The sequence below is a fragment of the Serratia sp. JSRIV006 genome, from assembly GCF_019968685.1.
GTDB classification, from domain to species: domain Bacteria; phylum Pseudomonadota; class Gammaproteobacteria; order Enterobacterales; family Enterobacteriaceae; genus Chania; species Chania fonticola_B.
The window spans coordinates 4,168,636-4,189,448 of sequence record NZ_CP074137.1 but is presented as its reverse complement, the minus strand read 5'-3'; the positions used below and the strand labels follow the sequence as shown (position 1 = coordinate 4,189,448).

The window sequence follows — 20,813 nt, the reverse complement described above, 5'->3', positions numbered from 1 at the left end:
CAAACAACCTTATTATTCACCAGAGATGGGGAAATCTACTGTAATGCGCACGCCGCCTAAAGGCGAGTGTTGTGCGCGGATCTCACCGCCATGTGCCTCCACAATGTTCTGACAGATGGAGAGCCCCAGCCCCGAACCGCCGCTGGCGCGGTTACGCGATCCTTCAGTGCGATAAAAGCGTTCGAAGATGAGAGCCAACTGCTCGTCATTCACTCCTGGGGCGCTGTCCTGCCAGTAAATCCGCACCGTTCCCGGCAGGCGTTCGATACCAATCTCCAGCCGACCACCGGCATCGGTATAGCGTTGGCTGTTTTCCAACAGGTTGTTGAATAACTGGAGCAGTCGGTCAGGATCGCCAAACAGTGGCATCTGTTCCGGTAGATAGGTGACGATTTCCAACTGTTTGGCATGAAAACGTTCACGGAAGGCCGCCACTGCGATCTGCACCAGATGCACACAATCTACTGGCAATTTACGGTAGGCGAGGGCACCGAGATCGGAGAGTGACAGCTGGTGCAGATCGTCCACCAATTTGGTGAGGGTTGAGACTTCCGCCTGTAGCGAACTGAGCGAAGCCGGTGTGGGTTGGCGAACGCCGTCTTGCAGCGCCTCTAACTCACCACGCAGTACCGCCAGTGGGGTACGCAGCTCGTGGGAAACATCCGCCATTAGCGCCCGCCGCATCTGTTCGTTCTTTTCTAACGAAGTGGCAAGCTGGTTGAAATCCTGTGCTAGCCGACCCAGCTCATCTTGGCTGCTGACCGCCACCCGAGCGCTGAAATCACCCGCCGCTAGCCGATGGGTACCAGCAACCAGGCGTTTAACCGGTGCCAGCAGGCCGCGCGACATCAGCCAGGTGACTGCCGCCGCCAACAAGGTAGATAGCCCAACGATCATCCAGCTGGTGCGCTTCTGTTGGCGATCGAAGTTGATGTCCGCATTGCGCGTCAGCTTTTCCGGTGGAGTAGCCACTACCCAACCGACGATCTGATTGTTGTAATGAATCGGGTGTCGGGTGCTTTCTTTCGGGATCGGGCCGGAATGGCCTACCAACCGGTTATATTGACTGTCCACCACCCAGAATTGGGTGCGCCAGCCCTTGGGGGGCAGATTGTGGCTACTGTCGCTGTTCTGCTCAAACGAACGCATAATCTGATACACCACCTGATCGTTGTTACGCAGAAATTCCCAGTTGCCGTGGCGGCGATACTGATCTTCCAACGCGTCACCGAGCATGCTGATGCGCTGCTCATTGCTGTGCTTGATGTAATCGATAAAACCCCGTTCAAAGCTGACGCGTACGCCCCAGTGCATGGTGATCAACACCAACATGCAGGTGGCGAAGATCGCCATGAACAGCTTGCCGGTTATGCCAATTCTCATTGTTTCCTCGTGGAGCCGGTGCCCGGCTCTTTGGTCAACGTGCGGTTGGGGGCGATGTCGGTCGGTACGCGGGCGAAAGCCAGCGCCGGCAGGGCAATAATCAGCGCCATGCAGCCATAGCTGTAGATAAAGGCGTTGTGGATAGCCGGGCTATCGGCCACCACCTGATGATGCGCGAAGCTGCCAATCAGGATCCCGGCAATGCTGACGCCCAGGCTCATGGATAGCTGCATCACCATCGACAGCAGGCTGTTGCCGCTGCTGGCGAGCCGATCGGGCAGATCTTTCAGCGTCAGGGTATTCATGGCGGAAAAACGCAGGGAGTTAACCATACCCTGGAAGAACAGTACCACTGGCAGCAGATAAACCCAGCCCAGCATCGCCACCAGCGGAAAACTCAGGGTGACCAGCGCCAGCATCAGGGTGGCGGCCACCAGCACATTACGATAACCGAATCGGTTAACCACCTGCACCACGATGCGCTTCATGCCCATGCTGCCGATGATCATCGGGATCATCATCAATCCGGCGTGGAACGGGGAAAACCCCATACCCACTTGCAAAAACAACGGGGTCATAAAGGGCAACATCCCGCTGCCGATCCGCCCCAACAGGCTGCCGGTTAGCCCGATGCGGTAGGTTGCCGTCTTGAATAGTCGTAGTGAGAACAGCGCCCGGCTGTTACCTCGGGCATGCAACCAGTAGCCGGCCAGCGCAGCGCAACCCATAACCACCAGCCCGGCGATGGTGGCAGAGGAAAGCCCCATGCCTTTATGCCCGTCGAGCGCCAGCGTCAGCGTCGCCATGCCAATTGCCAACATGATAAAGCCGCTGATATCGAAACGCCGGGTCTGCATGGTGTAATTGGGCATCAGCAGCGCGGTGGCAATCGCTCCGGCGATCCCCACGGGAATGTTGATCAGGAAGATCCAGTGCCAACTGGCGTATTGCACCAGAAAGCCCCCCAAGGCGGGTCCCATCAGCGGGCCGATCTGGCCGGGTAGGGTGACGAAGGTCATCGCCGCCATATACTGTTCACGCGGGACGATTTTCATCACCGTCAGCCTGCCGACCGGCACCATCATCGCGCCGCCGATGCCCTGTATCACGCGGGAGGCCACCAGCTCATTCAGGGTTTCCGAACGGGCGCACAGGATCGACCCGAGCGTGAACAGCACGATGGCGCTGAAGAACACCCGTTTGACACCTACCCGATCCGCCAGCCATCCGCTGGCAGGTAGCATCACTGCGACCGTCAGCACATAGGAAACAATCACCGACTGCATGCGCAGCGGGTTTTCCCCCAGGCTGGCTGCCATGGAGGGCAGCGCGGTATTGACGATGGTGGTATCCAGCGTCTGCATAAAGAAGCCGAAAGCCACGATCCACAGCTGCCATCGCACCGAGGTGGACCCTGGTGGGGCGCTGGGTTTGATGTTCATCTCATAGGCCCTTATCTCCCGCGTTGCTGCCGATCAGTGAGGCAGCGGCGTCAGATTTTTACCGCGACGGAACTTCATCTGCAAGCGGTCAAAGTACAGATAGATCACCGGCGTGGTATACAGCGTCAACAATTGGCTCATCAGCAGCCCCCCGGCGATGGTGATCCCCAGCGGCTGCCTCAGCTCCGCCCCGTCCCCGCTGGTCAGAACCAGCGGCAAGGCGCCAAACAGGGCCGCCAATGTCGTCATCATGATGGGGCGAAAACGCAGTAAGCAGGCCTGGAAGATGGCCTCACGGGCGCTGATCCCGCCGTTGCGTTGCGCATCCAGGGCAAAGTCGACCATCATGATGGCATTCTTTTTAACGATACCAATCAACAGCATAATCCCGATTAGCGCAATCAGGCTAAACGGCGCGTCAAACAGTTCCAGTGCCAGCAATGCCCCGACTCCGGCAGAAGGTAGCGTGGACAGTATGGTCAGCGGATGGATATAGCTCTCATACAAAATACCTAGCACGATATATACCGTGGCGATGGCCGCCGCGATCAGGAACAGCTGTGATTTCAGCGTTTCCTGAAACACCTGTGCGGTACCGGCAAACGAGCCTCGCACGGTGGAGGGAACTCCCAGCTGCGTCATGGTCCGTTCGATGGCTGCCGTCGCCTCGGACAGGCTGCCACCGTCTGGCAGGTTGAACGAGATGGTAGAGGCTGCCGACAGCCCCTGATGGTTCACCGCCAGCGGTGCGTTGGCTGGCCGCCATTGGGCAAAGTAAGACAGCGGGATCGGCTGGCCGCTGCTGTTGATCACAAACATTTTGTCCAGCGAGCTCACGTCCTGGGTATAGGGCGGAGCTACCTCCATCACCACTTTGTATTGGTTCAGCGGCTGATAGATGGTGGAAATCTGGCGTTGTCCGAAAGCGTTGTTGAGCAGGTTGTTGGCGTCGTTGACCGAAATGCCCAGCCGCGACATGGTTTCGCGATCGTAGGTCAGATCCATTTCCGAGCCTTTGTCCTGCTGATCGGAGTTGACGTCCGCCAGCTCCGGCAACGCTGCCAGTGCGGTGCGGATCTTCGGTTCCCATTCGCGCAGTGCGCCAAGATCGTCGGCCAGCAGCGTGTATTGATAACTGGCGTTGGCCTGCCGCCCACCAACGCGAATGTCTTGTACAGCCATCAGGAACAGGCTAGCCCCCGGCTCTTTCGCCAGTTTGGCACGCAGGCGGGCGATCACCTTCTGAGCATCATCGGTGCGTTCCGACAGCGGTTTGAGGGAGATAAACATCGAGCCGCTATTGGTGCGCGAACCGCCGGTGAAACCGGTGACGTTATCCACGTCCTTGTCTTCCCGCACGATCTTCATAAACTCTTGCAGCTTACCGCGCATTGCCTGAAACGAAATGCTCTGGTCGGCCTGGATAAAGCCCATCAGGCGGCCGGTATCCTGCTCGGGGAAGAAGGTTTTTGGAATACTGATGTACAGCCAGACGTTAAGGGCAATCGTAGCCAGGAACACTGCCATTACCCAGCGGGAATGGCCTAATACCCAGTTGAGTGAGCGGCCATAGCCCTGCTGCAAACCCAGCAACATGCGGCCAAAACCCCGAATACGACGCTGTTCGCGCGGTGGCTGGTAGCGCAGCAGATAGGCGCACATCATTGGCGTCAGCGTCAGTGAAATCAGTAACGAAAGCCCGATCGACACCGAAAGCGTCACGGCAAATTCACGGAACAGCCTGCCTGGCAAGCCGGCCATAAACAGCAAGGGAATAAACACCGCCACCAGCGATACGCTCATGGAAAGCACGGTGAAACCGACTTCACGTACCCCTTGCAGGGCAGCTTTGATCGGTTTCATCCCGGCCTCGACGTGGCGCGAAATGTTTTCCAGCACCACGATGGCGTCATCCACCACAAAACCGGTGGCGATGGTGAGCGCCATCAGCGACAAGTTGTTCAGGCTGAAGCCGCACAGGTACATGGCGGCGAAGGAACCGATCAGGGAAACCGGTACGGCCACTGCCGGGATCAGCGTTGCGCGGCCAGAGCGCAGGAAGATGAAGACCACCAGGATCACCAGCCCGATGGCGATCACCAGTGATTGCTCTACTTCGGCCAGTGAGGCACGGATCGTCGGTGAGCGATCCTGGGCAATATTCAGTTCGATCGAGGCGGGGATGTTCTCCCGCAACGCGGGCAACTCGGCGCGGATACGATCCACGGTTTGAATGATATTGGCGCCGGGAGCACGGCTGATGGTCAGAATGATGGCCGGTTTGGCGTTGGTCATCCCGGCGTTGCGTACGTCCTGGACCGAATCGATGACGTTGGCCACATCGCTCAGCCGTACCGCCGCGCTGTTGTTATAGTGAATCACCAACGGTTGGTAGGCCGCCGCAGTTTTCAATTCGTCGTTGGCCTGGATCTGCCAGCGCTGCTGTGGGTCATCCACCGCGCCTTGCGGGCGGCGTACGTTGGCGTTGGCGATGGTTTGCCTTACCGCATCCAGTGAAATCCCCTGGTTGAATAAGGCACCGGGATTAAGCTCCACGCGTACCGCAGGTAAGGAACTGCCGCCGACCGAGACATCGCCTACGCCTTCCGTCTGGGCAATCTTTTGCGCCAGCTGCGTTGACGCGAAGTCATACAGCTGCCCTTGGTTGTAGGTATCCGAAGTCAGCGTCAGGATCATGATTGGCGCGTCGGACGGGTTGATCTTGCGATAGGTGGGTCGGCTTGGCATCCCGGTAGGCAATAAGCTTTGGGCGGCATTAATCGCAGCCTGTACGTCACGTGCAGCCCCGTTGATATCGCGATCGAGATCGAACTGCAGGATCACCCTGGTGCTGCCAAGTGAACTCGTCGAGGTCATTTCATTCACCCCGGCGATCCGGCCCAGGGCCCGTTCCAGCGGTGTAGCTACCGAGGAGGCCATGGTTTCCGGATCGGCGCCAGGTAACGAAGCGCTCACCAGAATGACGGGGAAATCCACTTGCGGCAGCGGCGATACCGGCAGCAGCCGAAAGCCAATCACCCCGGCGATGGTGATCGCCAGCGTCAACAGCGTTGTGGCAACCGGCCGGTAGATAAACAGGGCAAAGAATTTCACGGCAGCTCCTGCGGTTCTGGCTGGCGGTGGGTATTGCGAGCCAATTTATCAAACAGCAGGTAAATCACCGGCGTGGTGAACAGCGTCAGGATCTGGCTCATCACCAGACCACCGACCATACAGACGCCCAGCGGGCGGCGCAGTTCTGCCCCGACGCCAGTACTCAGCATCAGCGGCAATGCCCCCAGCAGCGCGGCCAGCGTGGTCATCAGGATCGGGCGAAAACGCAGCAGGCAGGCCTGATAGATGGCGTCGTACGGCGTCATCCCTTGCTCACGCTCGGCAGCCAATGCAAAGTCGATCATCATGATGGCGTTCTTTTTCACGATGCCGATCAGCAAGATGATGCCGATAATGGCGATCACATCCAGCTCATGGCCGGAGAGCATCAGTGCCAGCAGGGCCCCGACACCGGCGGTGGGCAGGGTCGAAAGAATGGTCACCGGGTGGATAAAGCTCTCATACAGCACGCCCAACACAATATACATCGCGACCACCGCCGCCAGGATCAGCCACAGCGTGCTGCCAAGGGCAGCCTGAAATGCCAACGTGGCCCCCTGGAACTGGGTGGTGATGTCTTTGGGCATGTTGAGATCTTTCTCAGCCTGAGTAATGGCCTCTACCGCTTCCCCGAGCGAGTAATTACCGGCCACGTTAAACGACACGGTGGCCGACGGGAACTGATCGAGATGGTTGATCGACAGCGGGCCAAAGCGCTCCTCTATTTTGGCGATGGTGCTTAATGGCACGATGGTGCCGTTGCTGCTGATCAGGCGGATATCGTTTAACGCTGAAAGCCCTGGTGTGCTGGAGACATCATGCTCCAGTACCACCCGATATTGGTTTGCCTGGGTGTAAATGGTTGAGATCAGGCGCTGGCCGAAGGCGTTATACAGCGCGCTGTCGACATCGCTCATGGTGATGCCAAGGCGCGAGGCCGAGTCTCGGTCGACATTCACATAGGCCACCAGCCCCTGATCCTGCCAGTTGCTGGTCACTTCGGCCAGTTGCGGGGCCTGCTGCAATTCGGCCATCAACTTCGGCACCCACAGGCTGAGGTCATCCAATGACATCGCCTGAAGGGTGAACTGGTACTGCGTGCGGCTCACCTGGGTGTCGATGGTCAGATCCTGCACCGGTTGCAGATACAGCTTCAAGCCGGGGAACTGCGCCGTCTGTTGCTGCAGGCGGGTAATGATCGCCGGGATGCGATCGCTACGTTCGCTCAGCGGTTTAAGGTTGATCTGCAAACGGCCGCTGTTGAGCGTGGCGTTGCTGCCGTCCACGCCAACAAAGGACGTCAGGCTTTCTACCGCCGGATCCTTGAGAATTTCGGCAGCAACCTGCTGCTGGCGCTCGGCCATGTTACTGAATGAAACGCTCTGTGGCGCTTCCAGCGTACCCTGAATAATGCCGTTATCCTGCACCGGGAAGAAGCCTTTTGGCATCAGCAGATACAGCAACACGGTCAGCGCCATGGTGCCGAAGACGACGCCTAACGTCAGCCACTGATGGTTCAGCACCACTTTCAGCCACACGCCGTATTGGGCGATCACCCGGTCAAAGAAACGCTCGCAAGCACGAGAGAAACGGTTTTGCTTACGCAGCGATTCGTGGCTAAGCATCCGGGCGCACATCATCGGCGTCAGCGTCAGCGAAACCAGCGCGGAAATCAGGATCGCCACTGCCAGCGTCACCGCAAACTCTCGGAACAGACGGCCAACGATATCGCCCATAAACAGCAGTGGGATCAGCACCGCTACCAGCGAGAAGGTCAGCGAGATAATGGTAAAGCCGATCTCTCCTGCCCCTTTCAGCGCCGCGTCGAGCGGTTTTTCACCTTTTTCGATATAGCGCGAGATATTCTCGATCACCACGATGGCGTCATCCACCACAAAGCCGGTGGCGATGGTCAGCGCCATCAGCGTCAGGTTGTTGATGGAGAAGTCGAGGAAATACATGACGGCAAAGGTGCCCACCAGGGAAAGCGGCACCGCCACGCTCGGGATAATGGTGGCGGGAACGTTACGCAGGAAGACGTAGATCACCATGATGACCAGGGCGATCGCCAGCAGCAGCTCAAACTGTACGTCACTGACCGAGGCCCGGATGGTGGTGGTGCGGTCGGTCAGCACCTTCACATCTACCGACTTTGGCAGGCTCTTGATCAGCTCTGGTAGCATCTCGCGAATACTGTCGGCGGTGGTGATCACGTTGGCACCCGGTTGGCGCTGAATATTCAGCACGATGGCCTGTTCTTTATTGGCCCATGCCGCCAGGCGGTTGTTCTCTGCGCCTTGCTCAATGGTGGCGATATCTTGCAGGCGGATGGCTGCTCCGTTCTGATAGGCGATAATCAGCTGACGGTAATCCTCAGCGGTTTTCATCTGATCGTTGGCAGAGAGTGTGACCGAACGCGTCGGGCCGTCCAGGCTACCTTTGGCCGAGTTGACGTTGGCGTTACTGATGGCGGTGCGAATGGTTTCGCTATCCAGCCCATAGGCGGCGACCGCCGTAGCATTGAGTTTCACCCGTACGGCCGGGCGCTGGCCGCCGGAGATGGTGACCAGACCGACCCCGGTAACCTGCGAAATCTTTTGCGCCACCCGGGTTTCCACCATGTCTTCTACCTGGGTCATCGGCATGGCGGTCGAGGTGACGGCCAGCGTCAGGATCGGTGGATCGGCCGGGTTAACCTTGCTGTAAATCGGCGGGTAGGGCAGATCGTTGGGCAGCAGGTTGGTGGCGGCATTGATGGCCGCCTGCACTTCCTGCTCGGCAACGTCCAGCGGCAGTTCAAGCTGGAATTGTAGGGTGATCACCGAGGCGCCACCGGAGCTCTGCGAGGCCATCTGCTTAAGGCCGGACATCTGGCCAAACTGGCGCTCCAACGGCGCGGTGATCGCCGAGGTGACCACATCCGGGCTGGCGCCAGGGTAGAGTGTGACGATCTGGATGGTTGGGTAATCCACTTCCGGCAGGGCAGAAACGGGCAGTGAGCGATAGCCAATGATCCCGGCCAGCATGATAGCCAGCATAAACAGCGTGGTGGCTACTGGGCGAAGAATAAACAGGCGGGAAGGCCCACCTCCGCTATGTGGGGACATCGACTGCATCAGGAGTTCCCCTGAGGTTTAGCGCGGTGCTTCGGTTGTTCTGCATTCGGGGTGGCCGTCGATGTATGAGGGGCCACCACTTCAACCTGCATGCCTTCGGTCAGGCGGTCGATCCCGTCGGTGACGACGCGGTCGCCCGCATTGACCCCGGCACTAATGACCACCTGCTGGCTATCCTGAATACCGGCGGTCACCCGATGTTTGCTGACCTTATTGTCTGCGCTCAGCAGCCAGACGAAGTTACCTTCGTTGCCCATTTGCAGCGCGGCGGTGGGGATCACCACCGCATTTTGCAGGGTGGCAACCTTCAGCCGGGCGTTAACGAACTGATTCGGGAACAGCGCATCGTCCTGATTGTCGAAGCGAGCCTTCAGTTTGATGGTACCCGTCGCGGTATCGATCTGGTTATCCAGGCTCAATAACTCACCGGTGGTTAACAACTGCTGGTTGGTGCGGTCCCATGCCTCGACGCTCACGGGGCCAGCTTTCTGTGCTTTGACCAGATCGGCGATATTGCTCTCCGGTAGGGTAAAGACTACATCGATCGGATGCGTTTGGGTGATCACCACGATGCCGGTAGTGCTGCCGCTGGCGATGTAATTGCCCACGTCAACCAGCTTAAGGCCCACGCGGCCATCAATCGGTGCGGTGATCTTACTGTAGGTTATTTGCAGTTTGGCGCTGTCCACCGCCCCTAGATCGGCCTTGATAGCCCCTTCGGTCTGGCGAACCAATGACTCCTGGGTATCCAGTTCCTGGCGCGATACCAGATTGGTTTTTGCCAACTGTTGGTAACGGGCGAGGTCGCGTTTGGCATTGGCCAGCGTCGCCTGATCTTTGGCTAACTGCCCCAGAGCCTGAGTTAATTGTACTTCGTAAGGGCGCGGGTCGATCTCAACCAGCAGGTCTCCCGCCTTGACCTGTTGGCCTTCGGTAAAGTGTATCGCCATCAATTGACCATCGACGCGGCTGGTGACGGTCACGGTGTTGGCCGCGGTGGCGGTGCCCAATCCCGAGAGGAAACGCGGCACGCTCTGCACTGTGGCGGTGGCGGCCTGCACTGGAGACATGGGAGACCCTCGTCTACCACCGGCTCTGCCTGCGGCTCCTGCTGGGCCTGAACCTGCCTGCTGCGCACCCGGCGCTGCACCGGTAGCCTGTGGCGCGCTAAAGTGACGCCAGATCAGAATGGCGCCAAGCACCACGATAACTATGGCTAGCAGGCGCAAGAGCAGTGTGCGGCGTTTGGGTTTTGTATTCATGGCGTTGGGCATTCTCTCCAGAGACAGTCGTGCGGGCAATCAGTTGCCAAAAGTGATACTCCTTACAGGATACTAGTTTAGCGAGCCGTCACGGTGTAAAAATGAAGGAAATATGGAGGAAGCGTCAGGTTTGTCGGCAGAGAATGTCTATTTTACCAAAACCACGCTTAGCTAGACATTTTCTGACATATAACCGATTCGTTTTAGCGTTCCAGCCGTTTTCGCGCTAATAATTTAGGGCGAATATTTCCTTTTCCCTCAGGAGCCACATCATGAGCAAGAAACCGTTGGGCCGTTCCGGCATTCAGGTCCCGCAACTGACCTTTGGCGGCAACGTGTTTGGTTGGACTGCAGACGAGGCCACGTCTTTCAGCCTGTTGGATGCGCTGGTAGCCAATCAGCTGAATTTTATTGATACCGCCGACGTTTATTCGAGCTGGGCGCCGGGCAACCAAGGTGGTGAGTCAGAAACGGTGATTGGTCACTGGCTGAAGAAAAGCGGCAAGCGCGACCAGGTGATCATCGCTACCAAGGTGGGAAAACCGATGGGCGAGGGCAAACAAGGCTTGTCGCCACGCTATATTCGTCAGGCCGTAGAGGCTTCGTTGCGCCGCCTGCAAACCGATTATATCGATCTTTATCAGTCCCATGATGATGACCAGGACACTCCGCTGGCGGAAACTCTGTCTGCATTTGATGAATTGATCAAAGCCGGGAAAGTGCGTGCCATTGGCGCTTCCAACTATCAGGCAGACCGGCTGGTGGAAGCACTGAAAGTCAGCGAGCAAAACGGACTGGCGCGCTATGAAACCCTGCAGCCGGAATATAATCTGTATGCCCGTGAAGGTTATGAGCAGGCGCTGGAAGCGGTGGCGCAGCAACAGGGGCTGGGGGTGATCAACTTCTTCTCACTGGCCAGTGGTTTCCTCACCGGCAAATATCGTAGCGCACAGGACGTGGGTAAGAGCCAGCGCGGAGATACCATTGTGTCGCGTTATCTGAACCCGCGCGGTTTCCGCATTCTGGCAGCCCTCGATCTGCTGGCAGAGAAGCACCAGACTACACCCGCACAGATCTCGTTGGCCTGGCTGATTGCTCGCCCAAGCATCACCGCGCCCATCGTCAGCGCCACCTCGTTAACCCAGTTGGATGAGTTGGTGAGTGCCACTCGGCTCCAATTGGCCGCCGAGGATATCAAGGCGCTGGATGAGGCAAGTGCCTGGTAAGGCCCCTAACATCAATTATTATTCAATGAGTTATTATCACCATTACTTGTTTGGCGACAGCTTACGATACAACACATGCTTGCGTAGTGGATGGCCCAGCGGTAAACGGGGATGCTCGAAGGTTTCACCGCTGAAGGTCATCCCGATGCGCTCCATCACCCGGCGGGAAGGGAGATTAATTTCAGCGGTAAAGGACACCACCTCTGGCAGTTGCAGCCTATTGAAAGCGATATCCAGTGCGCAACGTGCCGCTTCGCTGGCATAGCCTTGGCCCCAATGCTCCTTCGCCAACCGCCAGCCAATTTCCACGCAGGGCGAGCAGGGCAGATCGTCGCCAGGAATGGCTAGCCCGACAAAGCCGATAAAGGCAGCCTGATGCTTCACCTCGACGGCCCATAGCCCCCAGCCGTGTTGTTGCATAAATTGGCGGATACGATTGGCCTGGGCGTCGCTTTCAGCTCTGCTTAGCGTTGCCGGGAAGTATTTCATCACCTCAGGAGCGCTATTGAGCGCGGCAAAGGCGGGCAGATCGCTATCTTGCCAACCGCGCAGCAGCAATCTAGGTGTTTCACCAGTGATGATAGCCATAATGCTCCATTGTCAGGGGCGTTAGCCGCCCCTGCGTTAATCAACGAAACAGCGTCTGCGCCCAGCGTGCCAACCCGGCGGTGACCGAGCCAAAATCGTTGCCACCGACGATCGGGATCCCCGGCAACTGCTGTTGCAGTGCAGTTCTCAGCAGTGGTGAGCGCGCGCTACCACCGGTCAGGTAAATGACCTGCGGCTTACTTTGGCTGGTAGCCAGAGCGGCGCTAACCTGTTCCTGGATACGTAGCAGAGGTTGGGCAATGGCATCGGCCAACTGCTCCTGGCTGATCGTTTCTGCCAGCTCCGGCTGCACAAAATCCAGTTGAGCGCTGATGCTTGCCTGACCCGATAGCGCGATTTTACTCTCTTCCGCCGCACGTACCAGCCGATAGCTCAGGCGCTGCTGATGTACTTTCAACAGACGTTTCACCTTCTCGGGTTCGGCAGCGTCGCGGATCAGATCGCGCAGCATACGGCCATTGGCCGTGCTGTAGAAATCGATTTGGGCCGGGACGTCGTTGGTCGCTACCGCGTTCCAGTAAGGCAATGCAGGCATGGCAATGCCTTTCTCGGTTTCACCGCCCATACCGAACAGCGGCATCAGCTGTTTGAACGCCAGCATGATATCCAGATCGTTACCGCCTACGCGGCAACCGCTGTGCCCCAACAGGCTCTGTTGGCGATCGGCACGATCGCGCCATTGTGGCCCCATCAACAGCACCGAGCAGTCGGTGGTGCCGCCGCCGATATCGACTACCAGCACGGTTTTCTCTTCGCTTAGCGTCGCTTCAAAGTCCAGCCCGGCGGCAACCGGTTCGAACTGAAACTCGATCTCTTTGAAACCGGCCCGCTGTGCGGCGCGGTGCAAAATCCCCTGCGCCTGCTGGTTAGCCTCTTCACCGCCGGTGCCCTGGAAGTTGATCGGGCGGCCAATGACGGCCTGATCGATGCTGGTTTGTAACACGCTTTCCGCCTGGCGCTTGATGTGGAACATCATGGCGCACACCAGATCTTCAAATAGCGCAATCTGCTGTGGCTTAAGGCCGTTAGCCCCGAGGAAGGATTTCGGCGAGCGGACAAAATACACTTCTTCCGGATCTTCGATGTAGTGGGCCAGCGCCTGCAGGCCGAACAGCACGCTGTCGCCGTTGACCGGAATATCTTCTTCGCGGTTGAAAGTGATGGCGCGGCGCAGCAGCTGCTGGTTTTCCTCGCTGCCGGTTGGCACCTGCCAGTGGCGATGCAGGCACTCACTCACCGCCTCACGCGTCGGTGCGCACAGCATCGAAGGGAGATACGGTTCGTTGTTTTCCAACGTCAGTAATTCAGGGCCCTGGTCGCGCATAACGGCGACAGAACAGTTGGCAGTGCCATAATCGAAGCCAATAAACATTTTTCGTTCCCCATGCCGATGAAGGGGGGCGACTTTACCCGAGACTGGTCTGCCGAGCAACGAGTGGGCCGCTAACTGGCGAAAAATTTAGCGGCAATCGCGGCGGCATGGTTAACTTGATGGCAGCGATATCAAACAGGTTAATGTCCGATTCCCGCACGTCAGCCACAGGTCCGAGCGCCATAATGAACAAAAAACTGACTCCGAGCGATGCCATGAAGAATCAACAACAGGCGCTGTATAGCGCGCTGAGTGCGCGTGACCGTAAGTTTGACGGACGATTTTTTGTCGGTGTCTCCTCCACCGGTATCTATTGCAGGCCGGTATGTAGTGCCCGCACGCCGAAAATCGAAAATTGTACCTTTTATCCCAGCGCCGCCGCCGCCGAACTGGCCGGTTTTCGCCCCTGCCTGAAATGCCGCCCCGAATTGGCTCCAGGGCTGGCGCTGATCGATCTGGGCAATCGCTATGCTCAGGTTGCGGTTCAGCTGATTGAGCAGGGCTATCTTTCAGAGCATAGCTGTGAACAGCTGGCTACCCGTCTGGGGATTTCCGATCGCCATCTGCGGCGCATTTTTGCCGAGCAGTTCGGCGCTTCCCCCATTGATTACGCCCAGTCGCACCGTCTGTTGCAGGCCAAACGGCTGCTGGCGGATACCGATTTGCCCCTGAGCGAGGTGGCGTTTGCCGCCGGGTTTGGCAGCCTGCGGCGTTTTAATGAGCTGTTTAAGGCCCGTTATCGCCTGATCCCTTCGGTATTGCGCAGCACTGCTGGCCGAAGTGAGCGGGCCGCCACCAGTGGACTGGTATTTCATCTGGGGTATCGGCCACCTTACGATTGGCCGCGTATGCTGGGATTCTTACAGACTCGTGCGGTCAGCGGCGTGGAAAGCGTTGCCGGTCAACAATACTGTCGTTCGATCGCGGTGGATCAGGGCGGCGTCGAATATTGCGGTTGGGTGAGCGTCCAGCCGGAAGAGGCGCGAAACCGGGTGCGGGTGGAAATTGCCCCATCGCTCAGCAGAGTGACGACCGAAGTCCTGCGGCGCATTCGCCAACTGTTCGATCTGGATGCCGCGCCGGACCGCATTTGCGAGGCGTTAGGTACGTTAGCGGCGGATGCGCCCGGCTTACGTTTGCCAGGCTGCGTCAACAGCTTTGAGCAGGCTACGCGTGCGGTGTTGGGGCAGTTGGTCAGCGTCAAGATGGCGGCTACCTTTGCCGGACGGATGGCCGAACGCTGGGGAACGGCGCTGGAGCAGCCGTATGGCGATATCACTCATGTTTTTCCGCAGGCGGTGCGGATCGCCCAGTTGCAACCGGAAGATCTGCGTCCATTGGGCGTACAACTGAAGCGCGCGGCGGCGCTGATTGAAATTGCACGCAGGGTAACAGAAGGGCGTTTGCAGCTGGATAACGTGCTGGATATCGAACAGGGTATCAAGGAGTTAACTTCATTACCGGGGATAGGCAGTTGGACCGCCAGCTATATCGCGATGCGGGCCTGGTCATGGCCGGACGTTTTTCTGGCGGGGGACTATCTGATCAAACAGCGTTTCCCCGGCATGACGCCGCGCCAGATTGAGCGCTATGCCGAACGCTGGCGGCCTTGGCGTTCCTACGCCACCTTGCATCTGTGGCATAACGATCGTTGGGCTCCTTCAGTGAATACCGAAGTAGCCGCCGCTGAGTAACTCGCTCAGCGGTAGCTCCAGCGCAACGGTGTCACCGTCTACCAGATCGACCCCGATGGCTGTCAGCGCACTTAGCGTAACCTGTTGATGTGCAGGCCCGGCTAGAGTTTGAGTATTAATACGTTGCGCGGCACCATGGATCATCGACACCATCAGCTCATCCATTTGGTTACAGTGGACGTCGGTGATAAAACGCTCGTCGATGCGGATGTAATCGATAGTCTGGCCGTTTAATTGATTGAAGGCGTTCAGGTTGCGGCCAAAACCATTGACGATCAGCTTGCAGCCCATCTGCTGCAAACGGCGCATAAAGTCACCGCCGTCCTCTGGGTGATCGAGCACGATGGTCTCGTCCACCATCAGATACAGCGCGCTGGCTGGCAGCACTGAAGCCGCCAGTAACTCCAGCAAATAACTTTGAAAATCAATATCCAGCACGCTATCCGTGGCTAATGGCAGCGCAATGGCCAGCCCCTTGCGGTGTAGAGCCTCTGCGTGTCTTTCCAGTACCTGACTTACCAACCAGCGATCGACATCCGGCAGCAGGCCGTAGAGCTGGGCGGCGGCGAGGAAGGATTCAGCGGCTAGCAGGCGTTCGTCGGGTGGGGTAACGTACAGCTTTAGCTGATAGAAACAGACCGCCTGCGGCGTTTTAGGCGGCGAGGCTGCCCTGACGCGTAACAGCAATTGCTGATTATCGATAATATCTAGTACTTCCTGGCGCGTTAGCAGCTCATGCTGGCGCTCCATCTGCTGTTTTTGCCGAGCTTCATAAATATAAACCTGGCCGCGGCCATGGTGCTTGGCGGTATAACAGGCGATATCGGCCTGTGCCAATAGCTCGCTGCTCTTGCCGCTGGTGGCACCGATTTGCGTAATACCGGCACTGGCTCCGACATGATAAATCTTGCCCGCCCAGCAGAATGAGTGTTCGCCGATTTGCTCGATCATCTTTTGCATCAGTTGCTTGGCCTGTTCCAACGAACAGTCGAACAGTATCAGGCCAAATTCGTCGCCACCGAGCCGTGCCAGGCAGTCGCTGTTACGCAGCTGGCGTTGCATCAACTGGCCAATCTCCCTGAGCAAGGCATCGCCTGCTGCGTGTCCGGCGCTATCGTTAACCGCCTTGAACCTGTCGAGATCGAGGAACACCAGCGAGTGCTGTTGCTGGCTTTCGGCCGCGCTGGCAATGGCGCCCTTCAGCCGCTTTTCGAAGCTGGTACGGTTTTTCAGATCGGTCAGTGCATCGTGTGAGGCGTTGTAGCTGAGCTTTTTCATCAGTTCTCGCGAGGCGCTGACATCCTGCAACACCATCACTGCCCCCATCACCTCGCCCTCGATGGTTTTCAGCGGCGATACCGATTCCTGGACGTCGAAGCGGCGGCCGTCGCGGCTATGCAGTACCAGCGCGTATTCTGCTGGCAGGGGAGGACCCTCTTGCAGGCAGTTTTTCACCGGATTTTCTATCTCTGGGCCATCCTTGCCGTCGGTCATCCGTACTACGCCGTTGATCGGCATACCGAGCGCCAACTCCAGCGGCCAACCGCACATTTGTTCAGCTACCGGGTTCATAAAGGTGATGCGCATTTCGCGGTCGGTGGAGATCACCCCTTCGCCGATGGCGTCCAGCGTAATGTGTAAACGTTCCTTCTCTTCGTGCAGCGCTTCGGCCAGCGATTTGATTTCCGTCATGTCGATATTGGTACCGATCATCCGCTTCGGCTCGCCGTGCTCATCGAAAATGGTATTGCCCTGGCCGCGAATATGACGAATTCCCCCCAGCCGGGTCTTGATGCGGAACTCCATCACAAATGGCTGGTGCCGATCGCTGAGCGTAGCCACTTGTCGCCCGATGCGTTCGCGATCTTCCTCCAGCAGTAAAGAGTTCCATAGGGCCAGAGTGGGAGTTTGATCCGGCGTCAGTTCGTACAACTCGAACATCCTTTTGTCCCAGGTGAGCTTATCTCCGTTCAACATCCATTCCCACACGCCGATCCCGCCAGCCTGATTAGCTAGCGTTATGCGTTCCACCAGGCTGCGGTTCTCCGCTTCGGTGCGTTTTAGTTCGTTGATATCTTCTACTTGAGAAATAAAGTACAGCGGTTGGCCCTGCGGATCGCGCACCAGGGATACCGCCAGCAGTGTCCAGACGCTCTCACCGTCGCTACGAATATAGCGTTTTTCCATGGTGTAGCTGCTGATATGGCCATCAAGCAGGTCCTGTAACTGTGTCAGATCGGCATTTAAATCATCGGGATGGGTGATTTCTTGAAACGTCAGGCGGCGCAGGGTTTCTGGGGGATAGCGCAGCAGCTTGCACAGCGCCTGATTGACCTGTAACCATTTCCCTTCTGGTGAGACCAGCGCCATGCCGATGGCTGAATACTCCAACGCATTACGAAAACGCGTTTCACTTTCCACGATATGCTCTTTTTCCACCCGAAAAGCATGCATCACCATCGCCATGGCGTGGGCTGGGATCAGGATCAACATCAGTGGCAGGTAGATTGTCACATCGCTTAAAAACGCCCCGTTCTCTTGAAAATGTAACAGTCCGAGCGAGATCAACACCGTAATCATCAGGGTCGTGGTAAAACAGATGATAAAGGCTTCGAGCCGCGGCAGGCTGATCGCTGCCCACAGCAACGGCAGGATGATAAAGGTAAACGGGAAGGGCATGTTGAGCAGTGCCAGATAGCTGAAGGTCAGTGTTCCCAGCAATACCAACAACAGTTCGAACAGGTTCAGCGTTCTTAACATTGAGCGGCGATAAACCAGCCCGATCGGCGCCAGAGCCAGTACGCCGATCGCCTCGGAAATAAACCAGATGCTGAAGGGTTGCCAAAAGGTTTCCCCAGGCGCGGGCGCTAGTGAGGCTGCCAGCAGTGCGCTGAACATGGGCATGAAGATCACGGCGCAGAACACAAATTTCAACCAGCTTGCCAAGCCGTTCAACGGGTCGTCTGGCTGCAGTATTCGCCGTAGCAGCAGGGTACAGACAGTGGCTTCCAGCAGGTTAATCAGCGTGAGTTTGACCGGGAACCAACTGAGACCGAACAGCAGGAAACTGGCAAGACACATGCCGATCCCGCAGAGGATCAAGTGCAATGGCCAATTGCGCGGTGGCTGGTGGAACATCAGCATGATGACGGCGGCAGTCGGGAACCACAGCGGGGTAAAGTGGCTGGATTCTGCTGACAGCGTCAGGCACAGGTAGGCCAACAGAAATACAATCAGTGCGCTCAGCAACGAGTGGGTGAACAAGACACCTTTAGCTTTGAGTGGGTGCTGCGTTGCGCTGAGATCCATCGGTAACCTTCACTTTGTGCTATCGACCACTAAACCCCGCCGCCATAGGGAAGTACAGCGGACGAGGAATACCTATCCAAGTATATACCCAACCTCTATCAAGACACACCGTTGCGATTCGGCACTTTCTCCGCAAGGGAAACCAGCGATTTGCTCTGGTCGAGCTAGCGGTGACACTGACTAAAGCAGAAACACGGTTGCCAGCCCCAGGAAGATAAAGAAGCCACCGGTATCGGTCAGGGCAGTGATCAGTACGCTGGAGCCCACGGCAGGATCGCGGCCCAGTTTGAGCATGGTCATCGGTATGATCACCCCCATTAGCGCGGCTACCAGCAGGTTCAGCATCATGGCCAGCGTCATCACGCCCCCCATTGCCAGGTCGCCATACAGCAGATAGGTGACCAGCCCCATGATGCCACCCCAGACGATCCCGTTGATGATGGCTACGCCCAGCTCTCTGAACAACAGGCGTGAAATATTGCCCTCTTCGATCTGATGCAGCGCCAGCGCGCGCACGATCATGGTAATGGTCTGGTTGCCGGTATTGCCGCCGATACCGGCGACGATAGGCATCAAGGCGGCCAGCGCCACCAATTGTGAAATGGTGTGTTCAAACAGGCCAATGACCCTGGAGGCGATAAAGGCGGTACAGAGGTTGATGGCCAGCCAGGCCCAACGGGTTTTCACTGCCTTGCTGACCGGGGCAAACACGTCTTCTTCCGGGCTTAATCCGCCCATGCGACGCAGAGTGGTATCGCTTTCTTCGTTAACCACGTCAACGATCTCTTCGATGGTTAACCGCCCCATCAGTTTGCCTTTGGCATCGATCACCGGGGCGCTGATCAGGTCATAACGTTCGAACGCGCTGGCCGCCGCTTCGGCTTTGTCTTCCGGCTGGAAGGTGGTGGGATCGCTATCCATCACCTTAAACACCGGGGTTTGCGGATCGTTAAGCAGGATCGCGGTCAGCGGCAGCTCGCCTAACAGGGTATTTTTGCGGTCGGTGACGAACAGCTTATCGGTGGCGTCCGGGATGGTTTTGCGTTGACGCAGGAAGCGGTGTACGGCCCCCAAAGAGACATCAGGGCGTACCGAGACCAGTTCAAAGTCCATCATCCAGCCGACGGTATCCTTACCGTAATGGACCATCTCGCGCACCTGCTCACGCTGCTCTGGCTCCAGTGAGGTCAGCAGGCGGCCCATCAGGTTACGTGGCAGGTATTGCGCCAGATAGGCCTGTTCATCGACATCCAGGGTTTTGATCGCCTTGAGCAGGTCTTTATCGCTCATCTCTTCGATCAGGCTATCCCAGACGGGTTCGGCAACTTCTACCAGGGTTTGGCCGCGCTTGTTGTTATCCACCAGCCGCCACAGCGCCAGGCGTTCATCTTGTGGCAGCGCTTCTAGCAGGTCCGCCAGGTCAGCGGCGTGCATATCTTGCAGCAAGTGGGTGATTTCGGCGGTATGATTAAGCAGTTCGCCTTCGCTGAGTTGCTTTTCATCCCCTGAGCGGCCAAGAATGCCGTCAACCAAAGGGGTATTATTTAACAGTAGGCTTAGGATGCGCTGACGATACTCAGCGACTTTTTTGACGTTATGTGTTGCGGCGGACATGGAATTCCTTAACGCTGACTTGGCACACCGGGTTCCTTTTAGACTATCTTTAAAAGATAGAGCATAGCGGCAGTTGGCGTGATTTTTATCAATCTGATGGTGCAGGGTCAGCAGCTTTGGCGTGCCAGTGACTCAGGGTGATGGTCGCTTGGTAGGGCAAGATAATCACCGATTATCCACGCGGGCTTCCTGGGTCTGCGGTTCAGGCAGCGATCTTTTTTCCTGATGATGGGGAATAGCGGCAATGGCGGCATACAGCAGGCGACCGACTAGAATGATGAAACTGATCAGCAGCACGACTTTGGTCATGCGCCCGGTTGTGGTCTTTCTCATGGTTCATTGAGCCCGTCGGTTTTTCCCATTGGCATTGTTCAAGCACCCTGTTGGGGCTGCCGCTGGAAAATGATGGTGGCGATTACTGTTGTTTGACACATGCCTGCCATGACTAACATTGATTTAAATTGTAAATGGAATTCTAGGCTCTGATGACAAAAGATGTCCATTTATTTCCGTGCGTTTGATCGAGCAATTTAGCTGGGGTTTATGTCCACCACTTTTTAAGTGGTTACTCGAAATGCACGGGATATAGATTTTGTCTGATTTTTTGTTGTGTATTAATAGGTTATTATCGGCCTATGACGTGTCATATGGATTTTTATTAGCCTTTTCTCT

12 protein-coding genes are annotated in these 20,813 nt (G+C 57.1%); 2 read left to right on the top strand and 10 right to left on the bottom strand.

Annotation, left to right across the window (positions count from 1 at the left end):
* Positions 1-12 precede the first annotated feature (12 nt).
* From baeS to KGP16_RS19375, 5 genes are read right to left on the bottom strand one after another with little or no spacing between them, the layout of a single operon-like run.
* A complete protein-coding gene (gene baeS / locus KGP16_RS19395; RefSeq protein WP_059201492.1) occupies positions 13-1,383 on the bottom strand; it encodes a two-component system sensor histidine kinase BaeS in 1,371 nt (456 codons plus the stop codon).
* Positions 1,380-2,825 (bottom strand): MFS transporter, encoded by a 1,446-nt coding sequence (locus tag KGP16_RS19390; protein ID WP_223500210.1) that lies wholly within the window; start codon positions 2,823-2,825, stop codon positions 1,380-1,382. Before KGP16_RS19390 ends, baeS begins: the two co-directional genes overlap by 4 nt.
* 33 nt (positions 2,826-2,858) lie before the next feature.
* The gene (gene mdtC, locus KGP16_RS19385) at positions 2,859-5,939 is read right to left on the bottom strand and encodes a multidrug efflux RND transporter permease subunit MdtC (RefSeq protein ID WP_223500209.1); all 3,081 of its coding nucleotides are present in this window, start codon (positions 5,937-5,939) and stop codon (positions 2,859-2,861) included.
* On the bottom strand, positions 5,936-9,055 hold the full coding sequence (locus KGP16_RS19380; protein ID WP_021807138.1) for an MdtB/MuxB family multidrug efflux RND transporter permease subunit: 3,120 nt from the start codon (positions 9,053-9,055) through the stop codon (positions 5,936-5,938). The genes mdtC and KGP16_RS19380 overlap by 4 nt, the downstream gene beginning before the upstream one ends.
* Positions 9,055-10,317, bottom strand: coding sequence for an MdtA/MuxA family multidrug efflux RND transporter periplasmic adaptor subunit (locus KGP16_RS19375; protein ID WP_037376405.1), 1,263 nt, complete (start codon positions 10,315-10,317; stop codon positions 9,055-9,057). The genes KGP16_RS19380 and KGP16_RS19375 overlap by 1 nt, the downstream gene beginning before the upstream one ends.
* Before the next feature lie 272 nt (positions 10,318-10,589).
* Between KGP16_RS19375 and KGP16_RS19370 the strand changes: the two genes are divergently transcribed.
* Positions 10,590-11,543: an aldo/keto reductase gene (locus KGP16_RS19370; protein WP_223500208.1), complete on the top strand. Its 954-nt coding sequence runs from the start codon at positions 10,590-10,592 to the stop codon at positions 11,541-11,543.
* A 42-nt stretch (positions 11,544-11,585) separates the two neighbouring features.
* Here the strand turns inward: KGP16_RS19370 and KGP16_RS19365 are convergent, their stop codons facing one another.
* Together KGP16_RS19365 and yegD are read right to left on the bottom strand one after the other, a co-directional pair.
* Positions 11,586-12,131: a GNAT family N-acetyltransferase gene (locus tag KGP16_RS19365; RefSeq protein ID WP_021807135.1), complete on the bottom strand. Its 546-nt coding sequence runs from the start codon at positions 12,129-12,131 to the stop codon at positions 11,586-11,588.
* A gap of 40 nt (positions 12,132-12,171) precedes the next feature.
* The gene (yegD, locus tag KGP16_RS19360; protein WP_021807134.1) at positions 12,172-13,524 is read right to left on the bottom strand and encodes a molecular chaperone; all 1,353 of its coding nucleotides are present in this window, start codon (positions 13,522-13,524) and stop codon (positions 12,172-12,174) included.
* A gap of 185 nt (positions 13,525-13,709) precedes the next feature.
* On the opposite strand from yegD, the gene alkA reads away from it, so the two are divergent.
* Complete coding sequence (alkA, locus tag KGP16_RS19355) at positions 13,710-15,218, top strand: DNA-3-methyladenine glycosylase 2 (protein ID WP_094982763.1); 1,509 nt, start codon at positions 13,710-13,712, stop codon at positions 15,216-15,218.
* Here alkA and KGP16_RS19350 read toward each other — a convergent pair.
* From KGP16_RS19350 to KGP16_RS19340, 3 genes are all read right to left on the bottom strand, one after another.
* A complete protein-coding gene (locus KGP16_RS19350) occupies positions 15,186-18,527 on the bottom strand; it encodes a diguanylate cyclase (protein ID WP_223500207.1) in 3,342 nt (1,113 codons plus the stop codon). The two genes, alkA and KGP16_RS19350, sit on opposite strands and share 33 nt — an antisense overlap.
* Positions 18,528-18,707: 180 nt before the next feature.
* A complete protein-coding gene (gene mgtE, locus KGP16_RS19345; RefSeq protein ID WP_021178779.1) occupies positions 18,708-20,141 on the bottom strand; it encodes a magnesium transporter in 1,434 nt (477 codons plus the stop codon).
* 165 nt (positions 20,142-20,306) lie between these two features.
* Positions 20,307-20,474 carry a YfgG family protein gene (locus tag KGP16_RS19340; RefSeq protein WP_065686557.1) on the bottom strand — a complete coding sequence of 56 codons (168 nt, stop codon included), beginning with the start codon at positions 20,472-20,474 and terminating at the stop codon, positions 20,307-20,309.
* Between the last annotated feature and the right edge of the window lie 339 nt (positions 20,475-20,813).